The following is a 15,163-nucleotide window of genomic DNA, read 5'->3' as shown; positions in this document are numbered from 1 at the left end:
CAATAAAAAAGCAGCAAGAATGTTAATCAACATTCACTCGCTGCTTATTATCTATCAGTTAAATCGTTGAGCAATCATATCGTAAATATAACGTGCTTGGTCATATTCAGGTTGTAAGGTAAAGGCTTGTTTCAAATGATACATTGCATCCTCTGTTTGTTCGGTAGACACGGCATATAGTACGCCTAAATTATAATGTGCATCTGCATTATTCCAATCCTGTTCAATTAAGAGATCTAGTTCCTTCTTCCCTTCCTCAAACATTTCTAATGCACATAACACTATCGCATAGGCTAAACGAATCTGTGTATCCTCTGGAGCAATTTCTACCGCACGTTGTAAATATGGTAATGCCAATTTTGAGTTATCCAACCGTTCAAAGCATTTCCCCATCATATAATAGACATCGGCACCTTCAATATGATGTTTTAGCGCTTGCTCATATAGCTTCACGGCCTCGGCATAGCGTTCAGCATTGTAATATAAATTCGCTAGACCGTAATAGGCTGTAGCTGCTGATTCATCTACAGTGATTGCCTTTTGGAAGAAACGTTCTGCACGTTCAGTATCCTCTAATACGGCTAATAAATTGCCGAAATTTACATACCCAATAGCATTTTCAGGCTCTGCCTCTATTGCTTTTGTAAATAGTTGAGCAGCATCCTCATAACGTTTTTCTTGAAATGCTTGGATGCCCTGTTCATTATAATTCATTTGTTCTTCACCTCTATGTAGCGAAAGACTGCTTTTAGGAAGCCAAGAGGCCATAAAAGCAGTCTTAACGCAATTTATCCAACATATGTTAGTTTTTCATTACTTTTAAAGACTTCATCAATCGTTCCGCCACCCATACATTCTTCTCCGTTGTATAGCACTACAGCTTGGCCAGGTGTAATTGCACGTACAGGTTCTGCAAATGTAATGTGTGCACGGCCATCTGGTAAAATTTCAACTTCTACTGGTGTATCAGTTTGACGATAACGGAATTTTGCTGTGCAAGAAAATTTCCCAGGCAATTTTTTTGTCGAAGTATAGCTCATTTTCACAGCTGTTAATGATGTTGAATACGAATATTCATTGTCAAAGCCTTGTCCGACAAGTAGAACATTACGCGCTAAATCTTTTCCTAGCACAAACCAAGGCTCGCCGTCCCCACCAATACCAAGCCCGTGTCGTTGACCAAGTGTATAGTACATTAAACCATCGTGTTGGCCCATTACAACGCCATCCATTGTTTCCATTTTCCCAGGTTGCGCTGGTAAATATTGACTCAAGAACTCCTTGAAATTACGTTCACCGATAAAGCAAATGCCTGTTGAATCTTTTTTCTTTGCCGTAGCAAGGCCAGCTTCTTCTGCAATTTTTCGTACTTCTTTTTTCTCTATATCACCAATTGGGAACATTACATGCGCCAATTGCTCTTGGGATAATTGATTTAAAAAGTATGTTTGATCTTTATTATCATCAACGCCACGTAACATTCTAACTTCACCATCACCACTACGATCAATTCGTGCATAGTGACCTGTCGCTAAATAATCAGCACCAAGGTTCATGGCATGCTCTAAAAATGCTTTAAATTTAATTTCTTTATTGCACATAACATCAGGATTTGGTGTACGCCCTGCTTTATATTCTTCTAAAAAGTATGTGAAAACCTTATCCCAATATTGTTTCTCGAAATTGACAGCATAGTATGGGATCCCAATTTGATTACATACTTTTATTACATCGTCATAATCTTCCGTTGCCGTACAAACACCGTTTTCGTCTGTATCATCCCAGTTTTTCATAAAGATCCCGATTACTTCATACCCTTGTTGTTTTAACAAGTATGCCGCCACCGATGAATCTACCCCACCTGACATGCCGACAACAACTCGAATTTGAGAGGGGTCACGTGTTTCTTTCATTGTGGTCACCTTTTCTTTTATCTAATTACAGTTTATGTTTCAATATTTTAACGAAACATAACATAAGTATTTTGCAAATTATTTTTTAGCTAGTTTTTTCACAATTTGAGCCGTTTTTTCTGCTGCATCTTGTATATCCTTTTCCGTTAAACCCTGCCCAAAGCTGAATCGGATTGAATTTCGTAGCTCCTCTGCACTTTGTCCAAACATTGCTACTAACACATGAGAAGGATCAATCGATCCTGCAGTACATGCCGAACCACTCGAAACATAGATACCTGCCATATCAAGGTTCACTAAAAATGATTCTACCTCCATGCCTGCAAAGCTAATATTTAAGACATGAGGCAACGAATCCACCTCATCACCATTTACATGGAATGCTAGCTTTTCCTGTGAAAAAACAGCAAGCATAATTTGCTTAAAGTGATTGTATAGTGAACGCTTTTCTTCACGCAACTCATTTGCAACTTGCACTGCAGTCGCAAAAGCAATAATGGCAGGTATATTTTCAGTACCTGCACGACGTTTTTTCTCTTGTGCGCCCCCAAGAGCATAACTTGCTAACGGTGTTCCTGCTTTTTGATAAAGGAATCCAACACCTTTTGGACCGTTGATTTTATGAGCAGATACACTCAATAAATCCACCTGTAATTCATTTACATCAATGGACTCTAAGCCATAAGCCTGAACCGCATCTGTATGGAATATGGCACTATGCTCACGCAATAGCGCGCCAATCTCAGCAATTGGCTGTATCGTTCCAACTTCATTATTTCCATACATAATTGTCACTAAAATGGTATCATCACGAAGGGCTTTTTGGACATCCTCAATCGCGACACGCCCTTTTTGATCAACAGGTAAATAGGTCACCTCAAAGCCATCACGTTCAAGTTTTTCACACGTATGTAATACTGCATGATGCTCTACTTGCGTTGTTATGATGTGTTTTCCTTCATTTGCACGGGCATAGACAGTTCCTAAAATTGCCATATTGTCAGCTTCTGTGCCACCACTTGTGAAAATAATTTCCCCTGCTTGCGCACCAATTGATTTCGCCAATAGCTCACGTGCATCATCTAGATATTTCCTTGCTTCTCGACCTGCTTTATGAATACTCGATGCATTGCCAAATACCTCTTGCATAGCAGTCGTCATCGCTTCTATTACTTGGCCATTCATTGGAGATGTGGCCGCATGATCGAGATAGATATATGAATTCATGTTGAAAACTCCTTTTTAAACTCTGTGACATCCGCCAGAGGCTTTCGCTTGATTCAGTTAATGCTTGCAAAAAAATAAAAGTGTTCTTCGCTCCTCTATAAGTGGGGAGTCTCCCGTACTTAGTGGTTCATTTTAGTACAAAACATTTGCTGAATCGAGATAAAAGCACAAAACCCACATCACTCATCGTAAAAATAGCCATTGAGATGTGAATAGTTCACAATCTCCCAAAAAAATGAAGTGAATGCAGGAGTAGCGCTTTAGCTTAAACTATTTTAAATATAGAACATGTAGCCTTCCACTACATTTTCTTCTGTATATTGTGCTAAATCTTCAATTGTCGTTGTATCTAACACGTTTTTTACTGCATCACGAATACGTAGCCATAACTCACGTTGCGGGGCTTCTTCATTTTCAATACCCTCTACTGGTTGAATCGGCCCTTCTAGCACACTAATAACATGGGCTGCTGAAATTTCGCTAGGTGGATTTGCTAGCATATAACCACCATAAGCACCACGTACACTTTTTACTAAGCCTGAATTACGAAGCGGAGATACTAATTGCTCTAAATATGCCTCTGAAAGTTCCTTTTCCGCCGCAATTTTACGCAAGGGAATTGGCCCTTCCCCATAATGCTTTGCTAATTCAATCATAATTGTAAGCCCATAACGGCCCTTTGTTGAAATTTTCATTTTATCACCCTCAATTAGTCTAGTCAAAATACTACCAACAGTATATCATAATCTCCTCTTGATGAACTCGGAAATACACCTAGAAGGATATGATATACTAATTAAAGCGATTCATAGTCGTTCAAAATCCATATGAGTGCTTTATTTTAGCGTAAAAAAATGTATGAAGCAAAAAATGACAACGACAGAAAGGGGAAGTTATTTTGCACAATGAACCACTCGCTTTTCGAATGCGACCTTTAACCCTTGATGAGATTGTTGGTCATCAGGATTTCATTGGTCCCAACACAGCCCTTTATAAAATGATTCAAAATGAACATGTCCCTTCCATGTTGCTATATGGAGAACCTGGTATCGGTAAAACATCCATTGCCAATGCCATTGCAGGAAGTTCCAAGCTCCCTTTCTTCGCACTTAATGCTACACGAGCTGGCAAAAAAGATGTGGAAGATATTGTACAAGAAGCAAGAATTTCAGGGAAAGTAATACTTTTCCTAGATGAAATTCATCGTTTCAATAAATTACAGCAAGATACACTGTTACCACATGTAGAAAATGGATCAATTGTATTAATTGGTGCCACGACAGAAAATCCCTATCATGATGTTAATCCAGCGATTCGTTCACGCTGTGGCGAAATTTACCAGCTAAAACGCTTAACGAAGGAAAATTTAATCGAGCTAGTTGAAAAAGCACTTGCTGATGAAAGACGCGGACTAGGTAAATATCATTTTGCCTTAACACCATCACAAATTGAACAAATTGCAGCCGCAGCAAATGGAGATGCACGAAAGGCGTTAACTTTGCTAGAATCCATTTACTATGCCAGTGATGAGGTGGATGGACAAACGGTTGCTGCCGACCATGTCATTGAACATCTCATTAGTCGAATTGGTGTGTATGGCGATAAAAAAGGATCACATTTTTATAATTTACTATCAGCTCTGCAAAAGTCTGTGCGTGGCAGTGATACCAATGCTGCTCTGTATTATCTAGCGCATTTATTGGAAACAGGCGATTTAGTGGCTGTCAGCAGACGCCTACTTGTTATGGCCTATGAGGATATTGGTCTAGCTAATCCCGAAGTCGGACCTCATATATTAGCTGCTATTCAAGCAGCTGAACGACTAGGATTACCAGAGGCACGTATCCCACTTGCCAGTGCTGTCATTGAAATGTGCCTTGCCTCAAAATCCAACTCAGCCATTGTGGCAATTGATGCTGCCATTAAGGCTATTCATGAAGGCAAAACAGGTGATATACCTCATCATTTGCGAGATGCTCATTACGAGGGTGCAAAAGATTTAGGACACGTTGGCTATCAATATCCTCATAACACACCGATCGGTACTTTTGGTGGTTGGGTAGACCAGCAATATTTGCCAGACGAACTTGTAGGAACTGAATTCTACAAACCTGTTATTGCTGGTGAGGAAAAGCGCATGGCTGGCATCTACGACAAACTAAAATCATTTCAAGATAAGAAATAATAAAACAAAGCAAAGTCACTATCTTAAGTAATTGAAATGACTTTGCTTTTTATATAACAACAGGATAGGCTACTCTAGCAATCATCCTGTAAAGCTCGGGTTATTTGTTGTATATCGTTCTTGGTAAAACAAATTTAATGGTTCTGCCAAATGTCGAAGTGATGGCAAAATGGACTCTTTCACATCTCCTTCATTTGCCTTACTATGCAAAAAAACAATCAAATTATACGACTGATACAACAAGCTGGCGAACTCTTGATTGTTTTCTCTTACCTCAAAGCGAATTGCTTTTACAGCAATTGCTTGTGCAATTTTTTGTTCTCTTGTTTCACAGGAGGGCTCCTTACTTAATTCATCATCCGACACTCTGTATAACCGTTTTAATGCACCATATACCTCTTTATTTCCACTAAATCGATCTTTTAACCATTGCAAGACAAATTGCAAAAGAATAACTGCATAGATAAGGGAAAGACATTCATCGCCACGTGATTTTTTTGCTAAGCGTTGGAAATATTCTGCTTGTGTGACTAGTTCAAAAAGAATTAAACGTATTGGATAAAGCATGGCATGACCGCTATTGACGTAAAGCTTTTCTCGATCTCTATACATAGCCAACCAAATATCTTTGACCAATGAAATAGATTTCCTTGTTGAGAGCGCTAATTGACATTGAATAAGCTCCTGTTCAATTGTCGGTTGGATAAGCTGTAGAAATAAAAGTTCATCTTCCTCACTAACTAATAAAAGCGGCTTTTCCAAATTCGCCAAATCTATTTCTATTCCATTTACAATCATTGCTTAGCCCCCTTCCAATAAGTTCTTTTAGCTAAGTTCTTACAGCGTGAGCACATATATTACCAATTTTCTAACTATAATTCGACAAAAAAACATAAATACCTTTCAAGAAAATATGCCTTTTTACTTTCCTCACAATAAAAAAGAACCCACGCTACTAAAAGAGGCAAGTAAATCACTCTCTTTCCACATCGAACATTGTAGAAAAAAACTGATTTAAATCCCAATAAGTTACGTAGATTCTTGACGTATAGGCTATTTTCAGAAAATAGATAGTCTATTATTGTCTAAGGTTTATGCAGGAAGTTCTTGTTCCACAAATAATTTAAATTGTTGAAGACATTGCTTCACTTCACCTTTTTGTGACAGTACTTCGTTGCGTATGTTTGTTGCTTTTTCTTCATCCTCTAGCACTTCAGTTAAAAGAGCCATGATATCTTCTAATAATTGCTCATTCTCTTCCTGCTCAATACTCGGTAAGGAATAGGCTGCTATTTTTAATAAATGCTCTACTTTTTCAGGCGTTTTTTGCAAAGCATTCGAAGAATAATAAGTCGATGCAGCTAAAAAGTAGCATAATTTTGCACAACAATCGATAAATAAATGCCAATACGTATTTGCTTTCGGTAATTCCCCTGCCCGCTGATTAACATATTCCTTATAATAGGTAGTGACTTGTATATATAAAGGATTCAATTCTCTCATGGCTTTCGGATAGTTGTTGGATGTATCCAAATAGTCAAATACAATGGCATTCATTTTCTCTTGAAGTTTAACAATATCTAAATGATCACGAATTACTTGAATTTCCATTTTCTCACTCTCCCATATGTCATTTGCTGTTTAGCTTTCTGTCTATTCACTGAGTAGCACCAAGCATCCCAAACAAACTGATCGATTATCTAATGGATGATTCAAATTATAGCAATAAACCATATGAAGTAGTGTGGACATGAAAAAAATAAGACAATTTCGTGAATTAATAGCATTTTATGTACATAAGAGGAACTATTTTGGTAAAATTATACCCTTTGTACATAATCATCAAACAAGCATGGTTCGTTTGCTCGATCGATAATTTCAATAATACTTCCATGCACATATTTTTTAATGCGCTTTTGAGGTATATAAAAATAAGCATTGTTCATAATTAACCATTCACTTAATGTTAAATCACTACCTGCTTGTTGATTCGTTAAGATTTTTTTGTGTCGCAGAACATCAGCCATTTTATAAAAACCATCTGACAATTCGTAGGCTGATACATCAAAATTAAAAATGGGGCTGACAACCTGTCCAACATCAAAAATATGTATAGTTTGGTTTTCTTCATCTATAGCTAACTCTACTGTGCTAATCTCGTCGAAAAGATTTAAACCTCTATACTCCATTTGATAAATTTTTTCCATTTGTATAGGCCTCCTTTTTTACAACGGTCTAATTGTAACATAGAAAAAGTAGCTACCTCTAAATACAATTAAGGCAGCTACTTCTACGAAAATGAACATTTATGCTGTTTTTTGACTATTACCAAAGCACCGTATTTGGTATTAACCTTGTACGCGCGTAATTTTCACATCTTTTAGGATGGTATTGACTACCCAGCTTGCTGCAATTAAACCTGCTACTGACGGTACAAAAGCGTTAGATGAAGGTGGCATCTTTGCTTTTCGAATTGCTGCATCCGGCTTACCTACATGTTCGACAACATCTGGACGTACGACAATTGGACTTTCATCTGAAAATACAACCGTAACACCCTTATGAATACCTTCTTTACGTAGCTTAGTACGAATGATTTTAGCCAATGGGTCTGTATGTGTTTTTGAAATATCTGCAATTTGGAAGCGAGTAGGGTCCATCTTATTTGCTGCACCCATGCTTGAAATAATAGGAATATTACGCTTTAAACATTCCTTCATTATATGAATTTTATACATCACTGTATCACTTGCATCGATTACATAATCAATGCCTTGTGCAAAAAATTCTTCATAAGTTTCTTCCGTATAAAACATGTGCATGTCAATCACTTCACATGCTGGGTTAATATCTGCAATACGCTCTTTCATGACAGCTGATTTTGATTGACCAACTGTTGATAAGTATGCAACAAGTTGTCTGTTGACATTTGTGATATCTACATTGTCCTTATCGACTAGAATAATACGGCCGATTCCGCTTCGTGCACATGCCTCAGCCGCGAATGAACCGACACCACCCACACCAAGAATGGCAACCGTTGTATTTTTTAATTTCTCGAGACCCTCTGTTCCTATTGCGAGCTCGTTACGTGAAAATTGATGTAACATCCTGACACTCTCCATCTATGAAATTTTATTAGTAAACCTAGTTATATACTAAGATAAAATCAAAACCTATCTTACATTTTATCATGTTATTGTTCAAGATAAAAATATAAAGAAAAAGTCAAAATTGTCTACTTCAATCCTTTGAAATAATAATCCATAAAAACATTTCATCCAATTCTGCTATATATGGTAAAATAGTACATTAAAATTAGTTGATTAATCAGGTAAATCTTATATAACATTATGCTCAACCACATAAAGAAAAAGAGATTGATGACTCAATCTCTTTCTCACTCTTCTTTACTTTGTAAATCCAAATGATGCCCATGGTTGAATGTATGTTAATAAAAATAGTTCTTCCTCTACAATGCTAGCTACGACATTACTCGATCCTGTATTCGGAATGTCCTTTAGCACAATCTGTAGCTCTCCCTTATAACGAACATCTAAATTATTATCAATCGTGACATCTCCTCTTTTTAATGGCCGTATATCATGCACAGGAAAATCTCCATTTTTATATTTCACGCGGGATTGGGTGCTCCGAATCACGTATTCAGACACATCACCCCGATTAAAATGAGGCTCTTTATAAAGAATCGTCTCCTCTAAAATGCTTGTGTCTTCAGACTGGACAACCCTTAACTCAAGCTTATTACGATTTAATTGTCCTAATGCACGTAGTTCTTCCTCAGAAGCAAACATATTGCCAATAATACAATCGTCAATTAACCCTGTGTGCCATAAATCTTTCGCCTGTACAGTGATTGGGAGATAACGGTGTTCCTCTAATGTAGGTAACCCGTGCTCTGTTTGCTCCCAAGGTCCATATTGACCATGTTGTGAGGAGATCATTGCTGCTGTTCTCACATTGTGCGCTTTAAAGTGTTGTGACGTTTGTAAAAAATGCTGACGAGATAGCCCCGTAAATCGTTTTGGATAAAAATTATGACAGCCGATAATGTTCTCTTTATTGGGCTGATAAGAGATAATATTATCTACATACTTCGTACCATTACTAATGTTTAATTCTATTTTTAGATGACTTGCATCGAGTGACATCAACGCTTCTTCTTGACCTGAAAATCCCATATCTAAACGTAAGGCTGCCAAATAATAATGTTCTTTTAAATAGCCAATATCCCTATAAGTTAAGCCTAAATCATCAAAAACACCTGGTGCAATATCGGCGGATATGTCAAAGCCGAGGCGTTGCGCAAATTCGTTGATTTGTTGTAATTTTTGACGCTCCTCATCCTGTTTTAATGACATTAGGCATGTGAATATACGATCAAAGCCATTATCATGAGCCACCTGAACATAGCGCTTCATCTCCTCTAGCGTACTATGCTGCGGATATAGCGAGATTCCTAATCTTTTCACTTCAAACCCTCCGTTAATTGATGCTTATACTTCCACTTTTTGTCCTCTGGATTCCACTACAGATTCCTCACTCTGTGCCGCTAAAGCAGCTTTTTGCTCATTCTGCCTTGCCATACGGTTCGCCATCGAGATAAATGGCAGATAAATACAAACAGCGATGATAATTAAGACCATACTCAAAACAGCACCACGCCAAGATTGAGTTGCTAAAAAACCATTAATAATCGGCGGTGTTGTCCAAGGCGGTGAAACGGTAGCGGCTGGCACCCAGCCCCATTTCGTTGCAAAGAATGCAATTGTTACGTTTATCATTGGTGTCAAAATGAACGGAACAAATAAAACCGGATTTAATACAATTGGTAACCCAAAAAGTAATGGCTCATTGATATTGAAAATCCCAGGTGCTGCGGATAATTTCCCAACTGTATTATATTGCTTATTCTTTCTCGCAAATATGAAAATCGCAATAATAAGTGCTATTGTTGTACCAGAGCCTCCCATATTAATAAAAGCATCAAAGAATGGTTTATTGACAATGTAAGGCGCAACTTTACCAGCAGAGATTGCTGCAACATTTTCATTAATAGCTGGTAAATTAATCGTTTGCATGAATGGTTCGATGATATTTGCTCCATGTACGCCAAGTGTCCATAAAAATGTAGGTATAAATGCCAAAATTAAAGCAGCAAGCCATGTATTTGTAAGACCCATAAATGGCTCTTGAATCGCAGAGTAGAAGGACCCGACAATATCTGGTATATCAAAACCTGCTGAAATAATTGTACGTACTAAAGCAAATATTCCAATCGTAATAATGGCAGGAAGTAACGCAGCAAATGATTTGGCAACAGCTGGTGGTACACCAGTTGGCATTTTGATTAGTAGTTTAGGATTGCCAGACAATCTACAAAACAATTCTGTAGAAAGTAGTGCAACAATCAGAGCAATAAATATACCACCCGTGCCTGTTGTTAAGCCGGTTAATCCGCCTTCCCCGAAAGTCCCAAACGTCATGTAGCTTGATAAACTAATTACTCCAGCAGACAGACCATCTTTTTGATAACTTTTAGCAAGATGATAAGCAACAGTAAAGGCAAGTAGCAGTGAAATGATATTAAATGTAGCACTCCAAATATTACCGCCAAATTGAGTCCATGTCTCATGTTTCCAGATGGCATCGAGTGTATTTTGATAAAATTTGATAGGCAAATTGTTAATAAGTACAGCCAAAGATCCCACAATCGTTAAAGGCATAATCGTAATAAATCCGTCACGAATGGCAACTAAATGACGCTGATTCCCAACCCTAGCAGCAACCGGTACAAACTTTTCTTCTAAAAAACGGAACACTCACATACACTCCCTTTGCTTTTTATTGATAACATCAAAATTTGATGTTACTCCCCTTGAATTCGTTCATATAGCTCAATCATTTCCTGTGCTAAATCTCGAAAAGTAATAGCATTCATTAAATGATCCTGGGCATGAATTAATAACATCGAAACCTCTACCTTTTCTCCCCTTGCTTCTTGAGACAGTAACCCCGTTTGAGCATGATGCGCTTCAATTAATGACTCATTCGCTAATTTGATTTTTTCTTTTGCTGCCTCAATTTGCCCCTTTTTTGCTAGCTGAATAGCTTCCATACACTCACTTTTCGTATTTCCACTATGCACAATCAGTCCCATAATGGACGCCATTAATGCTGTATCTTCCATTCCCCATTGCCCCTTCTTTTATCCAATTAGTTGTAGAGCCTGTTTCAGGACATTTTCACCGTTCATCATGCCGTAATCCGCCATATTGATCACATCGATTGGAAAGCCTTTATCCTTATATTTTGTTTCAAATGAACCTTTCAAATAACGAACCTGTGGGCCTAATAAAAGAACATCAGCCTTCTTTGTCGCTAAGATCTTTTCCACCTCTCCTTCAGCAATGGCGTAAATATCGGCTTCAATATTTTGCTCTTGCGCTGCTTTTTGCATCTTCGACACTAATAAACTAGTACTCATACCTGCTACACACACTAACATGATGTTTTTCATTCGATACACTCCTTTTATTTTCTTCGATTGTGTAATCGCTTACTTATTTTGAGAATAGCACCTATTGGTATATACCACAATATAAATTTTACATTAAATTTATTTATATCAAGTTATTTACAAAATTGGGCTATATCAATTTTGTCGTGAAATTAATGATTATAATCAACTGGTATAGTCCAGAAAAAAAGCCAAAAAATTTTTAAATTTTCTTATTATTCAATACCTAGAAATACTCATAAAATGCTGGCTTTTCAGTAGGGATTGCCCATTCCCACTGTTTGATCACCTTTTCTACCGTAGGTTGATTAGCATAGACAACTGTTTCTTTGACAGAAAGATAACCTGCCATCATCGCAGAAAAAAGATTAATTGGTAGTGTTAACATATGCTTATCAGAAACTGAACTTGTCTCAATTATTGCGACCTGACCATTTTTATTTATTTGATAAATATGCTCATTCCAGAGACAAAATGGATCTTCAATACGAATCGTTAATGTTTCTTGAATATCCTTCCACGGATACTGCTGCATAAATGCATAAACATCTACTACTCTAATCATCACATCCTGTATGACTTCCCTTTTGAATTGTGGCTCCTTGAAATAAAAGCCAAAAGGATAATGATTACTAGTAACTCCCGTTATGCTACTGACACTTGCTGCATGAGATGTCATATAACGCCACATAGCTTGTTCAGCTAAGAGATTTGCTACAACAAAGTCTTGGATAGTAAATGCCCCATCTCGAATCGTATAACGAATATAGCCTTCTATGTTACTGCCTTGAAAATAGGCAGCAAAGTGACTATCTGGACTCCTTCTTTCAAGTCTTTTCCACCATCCTTCATCCCTTACCATACCACCATTTCGAATGATTGCCTGTGCATTATGAAAATCCTTAATCATCTGAAAGAGCGCAGGATCTAACCACTCAAAGCTCATCCTTTTCATGACGTCTACTTGTTTCCCTAAAGAGGGAAACATAGTTTGAGGGATTGTATAATGGAGCTTCTCAAAAAATAATTCCCAACCAAAATAACGATAGAAGGACACAGAAAATGGCGCTAAAACTGAAATCGTTTGTCCATTGTCTCGCATTTTTTGCAGCGCTTCTGTCATAAGCCTTTTGATAATACCCTGTTGTCGATACTCAGGATACGTTGCAACAAAGCCGATGCCTCCCATTTTAAATGAAACTCCATGCACTGTAATATTTAGCGGTAATATTAATAGCTGCCCAACAATTTTTTTGTCATCATAAGCACCTAAGGTCGTGCTTTGCTCAATCCAATAATGAAAATCCTCTCGACGAGCCCCTGAGTACTTATTTGGAAAGCAATAGTCTCTCAATCGATGAATCTGCCCATAATCATTAGGCGAGACGATGTGAATGTCCATTTAACCACCCCTAAAATTCCTAATATTCAGATAATTAGTCATAAGATTCTTTTACAGTGGCATAATCATAACCACTGCAAGAATCTTTTATCCCTCTTGCCATTCTTCTCCTATTGCTTTAGACAACATGACTTCAGTAATAGTTTGAAATAATGTTGCTACATCTGGTCCATCCGCTGAAATTTCCACTACACTTCCTGTTTTAACACCTAATGACATCACGCCCATAATAGACTTTAAATTAACGGATTTTTCTTCGTATGTTAATTTAATATCACTTTGAAATGGTGTCACTGAAGTTACGAGTAATGCAGCCGGTCTGGCATGGATACCTTCAGTAGATGTAATTTTATACATTTTCTTCATTTACATACCTCCACTCTTTCACGTGAAATTAATCCGATGTTGATATTTGGCAATCATTTTCTCATTATGTGACCAATCCGAATCAACATTATTGCTGACAAAAATCGGTAACTCTATTGAGGACTTTGCTAGTGTTTCTATGATTTCACTGAACAAAGCATTTAATAGTAATGAACCAATAACAGTAGATGCTGGCGCATACTGTATGTCATGTATAGTTAGTACACCATCACCAATCGGTATATGGGTATTAATTACAAAATCTACCACATCTTCTAGCCGCAGCCCACTGTGATGACGTGTAGTCTGTTCCTTATAGTGGAGCGATTGGAGGGATAGCACAAATATCCCTGAATCCTTTGCTAATAAAGCTGCGTCAATAGGTGCTGCATTTCTCCCTGAGGTTGAAATGACGATGCAAACATCATTTTCACGAAAGTCAAACTGTTCCTTATGCTGTTCAATAATAGTTGAATCTTTCTCATTGATTGAAGAAGCTAATGCTCCAGCATGTAAAGCTAATGGTTCAATAAATATAGGACGGACTGGTACTAAACCACCTGCTCGATAAAATGCCTCCTGTGCCAATAGCTGTGAATGACCACAACCAAATAATTGAATTATCCCACCTTTTTGGAGACGTTGGACAATGATTTGAGCCACATCACTTATATGTGATGCCTCCTTTTCCTTCACAACCTGGATAAGCTTTTCGATTTCAGAAAAATATGCATGCATAAAATCACCTTTTAATTTCACTTATGAATTTATAACGATCAGCTCGATACGTACTGCGTACAAGCTCAAAGGGCTTACCATCTGATAAATAACTTGTGCGTTTGATAATTAAAACTGGTGCTGTTTGATTAATTTGTAGAAACTTACTATCCTCTTTCGATACGATGGCTGCCTCCATCTGTTGTACCGCATTCCCAATTTTTTGATGGAACTTTGCTTCGATTAAGGCATAAAGCGAGCCCATTATTTGCTTCTCATCCAACTCCGGATAAATTTTAACTGGGATATATGTTCTTTCGATTGCCATTGGTTGCGCATCTGCATTTCTTATGCGCACTACAAAAAATACTTCTTCGCCAGACTCTATCATCAAATCTCTTGCAATATCCACTGGTGGTATGATTTTCTCAAATCGTAATACCTTACTGCTTGGTTCCATTCCTCTTGCCCGCATATCTTCCGTGAAACTCGTTAAGCCTTTTAACGGTTGCTCTAATTTTGGATTTGCAACATACGTTCCTCTCCCTTTTTCTCGATATAATAGACCACTATTTACTAGATTGGTAATGGATTGACGAACAGTCATTCTACTTACATCAAATTGTGCAGAAAGCTCTCGTTCTGATGGGATAGTCTCACCAATTCTGTATTCTTCTAAATAAATTCGTTGTTTAATAATCTCTTCTATTTGTATATAAATAGGTATATGAGAATTTTTCTCTAACAATTCTTGCACCTTCCTTATCGCCTTTATGATTTCTCCATACAACTTTACCTCGTTAGATCAGTTT

Annotated in this window: 17 protein-coding genes; 1 reads left to right on the top strand and 16 read right to left on the bottom strand. The window is 37.5% G+C overall.

Annotated elements, in window-relative coordinates:
* Window positions 1-54: 54 nt before the first annotated feature.
* The 4 genes from AAJG31_RS21135 to AAJG31_RS21120 all read right to left on the bottom strand — a co-directional run bounded on the left by AAJG31_RS21135 (window position 55) and on the right by AAJG31_RS21120 (window position 3,835).
* Window positions 55-714, bottom strand: coding sequence for a tetratricopeptide repeat protein (locus AAJG31_RS21135; RefSeq protein ID WP_048392133.1), 660 nt, complete (start codon window positions 712-714; stop codon window positions 55-57).
* A 74-nt stretch (window positions 715-788) separates the two neighbouring features.
* Complete coding sequence (gene mnmA / locus AAJG31_RS21130) at window positions 789-1,913, bottom strand: tRNA 2-thiouridine(34) synthase MnmA (RefSeq protein WP_066036484.1); 1,125 nt, start codon at window positions 1,911-1,913, stop codon at window positions 789-791.
* A gap of 78 nt (window positions 1,914-1,991) precedes the next feature.
* Window positions 1,992-3,140: a cysteine desulfurase family protein gene (locus AAJG31_RS21125; protein ID WP_054550056.1), complete on the bottom strand. Its 1,149-nt coding sequence runs from the start codon at window positions 3,138-3,140 to the stop codon at window positions 1,992-1,994.
* Window positions 3,141-3,415: 275 nt separating this feature from the next.
* Window positions 3,416-3,835, bottom strand: a complete 420-nt coding sequence (locus tag AAJG31_RS21120; protein WP_004226809.1) for an Rrf2 family transcriptional regulator — start codon at window positions 3,833-3,835, stop codon at window positions 3,416-3,418.
* Window positions 3,836-4,038: 203 nt separating this feature from the next.
* On the opposite strand from AAJG31_RS21120, the gene AAJG31_RS21115 reads away from it, so the two are divergent.
* Window positions 4,039-5,325 carry a replication-associated recombination protein A gene (locus tag AAJG31_RS21115; protein WP_131520511.1) on the top strand — a complete coding sequence of 429 codons (1,287 nt, stop codon included), beginning with the start codon at window positions 4,039-4,041 and terminating at the stop codon, window positions 5,323-5,325.
* Window positions 5,326-5,406: 81 nt separating this feature from the next.
* Here the strand turns inward: AAJG31_RS21115 and AAJG31_RS21110 are convergent, their stop codons facing one another.
* The 12 genes from AAJG31_RS21110 to AAJG31_RS21055 form a co-directional block, all read right to left on the bottom strand.
* Window positions 5,407-6,123 (bottom strand): hypothetical protein, encoded by a 717-nt coding sequence (locus tag AAJG31_RS21110; protein WP_279495616.1) that lies wholly within the window; start codon window positions 6,121-6,123, stop codon window positions 5,407-5,409.
* A 294-nt stretch (window positions 6,124-6,417) separates the two neighbouring features.
* The gene (locus tag AAJG31_RS21105) at window positions 6,418-6,936 is read right to left on the bottom strand and encodes a hypothetical protein (RefSeq protein ID WP_048392128.1); all 519 of its coding nucleotides are present in this window, start codon (window positions 6,934-6,936) and stop codon (window positions 6,418-6,420) included.
* A gap of 209 nt (window positions 6,937-7,145) precedes the next feature.
* Entirely contained in the window at window positions 7,146-7,532 is a 387-nt protein-coding gene (locus AAJG31_RS21100) for a hypothetical protein (RefSeq protein WP_048392127.1), read from the bottom strand.
* 141 nt (window positions 7,533-7,673) lie between these two features.
* Window positions 7,674-8,435: a tRNA threonylcarbamoyladenosine dehydratase gene (locus AAJG31_RS21095; RefSeq protein ID WP_048392126.1), complete on the bottom strand. Its 762-nt coding sequence runs from the start codon at window positions 8,433-8,435 to the stop codon at window positions 7,674-7,676.
* Between the two features lie 300 nt (window positions 8,436-8,735).
* Window positions 8,736-9,818 carry a MupG family TIM beta-alpha barrel fold protein gene (locus AAJG31_RS21090; RefSeq protein ID WP_279495617.1) on the bottom strand — a complete coding sequence of 361 codons (1,083 nt, stop codon included), beginning with the start codon at window positions 9,816-9,818 and terminating at the stop codon, window positions 8,736-8,738.
* 24 nt (window positions 9,819-9,842) lie between these two features.
* Entirely contained in the window at window positions 9,843-11,168 is a 1,326-nt protein-coding gene (locus AAJG31_RS21085; protein ID WP_112118169.1) for a PTS sugar transporter subunit IIC, read from the bottom strand.
* 47 nt (window positions 11,169-11,215) lie between these two features.
* Window positions 11,216-11,536 carry a PTS lactose/cellobiose transporter subunit IIA gene (locus tag AAJG31_RS21080; RefSeq protein WP_004226783.1) on the bottom strand — a complete coding sequence of 107 codons (321 nt, stop codon included), beginning with the start codon at window positions 11,534-11,536 and terminating at the stop codon, window positions 11,216-11,218.
* An 18-nt stretch (window positions 11,537-11,554) separates the two neighbouring features.
* On the bottom strand, window positions 11,555-11,866 hold the full coding sequence (locus AAJG31_RS21075) for a PTS sugar transporter subunit IIB (protein ID WP_103118482.1): 312 nt from the start codon (window positions 11,864-11,866) through the stop codon (window positions 11,555-11,557).
* A gap of 226 nt (window positions 11,867-12,092) precedes the next feature.
* Window positions 12,093-13,268 (bottom strand): GNAT family N-acetyltransferase, encoded by a 1,176-nt coding sequence (locus tag AAJG31_RS21070; protein WP_279495618.1) that lies wholly within the window; start codon window positions 13,266-13,268, stop codon window positions 12,093-12,095.
* A gap of 87 nt (window positions 13,269-13,355) precedes the next feature.
* Window positions 13,356-13,634: an HPr family phosphocarrier protein gene (locus tag AAJG31_RS21065; RefSeq protein ID WP_279495619.1), complete on the bottom strand. Its 279-nt coding sequence runs from the start codon at window positions 13,632-13,634 to the stop codon at window positions 13,356-13,358.
* A gap of 18 nt (window positions 13,635-13,652) precedes the next feature.
* Window positions 13,653-14,372, bottom strand: a complete 720-nt coding sequence (locus AAJG31_RS21060; protein ID WP_103118484.1) for an SIS domain-containing protein — start codon at window positions 14,370-14,372, stop codon at window positions 13,653-13,655.
* A gap of 4 nt (window positions 14,373-14,376) precedes the next feature.
* The gene (locus tag AAJG31_RS21055) at window positions 14,377-15,099 is read right to left on the bottom strand and encodes a GntR family transcriptional regulator (RefSeq protein ID WP_004226770.1); all 723 of its coding nucleotides are present in this window, start codon (window positions 15,097-15,099) and stop codon (window positions 14,377-14,379) included.
* Window positions 15,100-15,163: the final 64 nt, after the last annotated feature.

This window comes from Lysinibacillus sp. BS3 (assembly GCF_039614735.1).
GTDB lineage: Bacteria > Bacillota > Bacilli > Bacillales_A > Planococcaceae > Lysinibacillus > Lysinibacillus capsici.
Note: the sequence above shows the minus strand (reverse complement) of the source record. Positions and strands in the feature narration are given on the sequence as shown.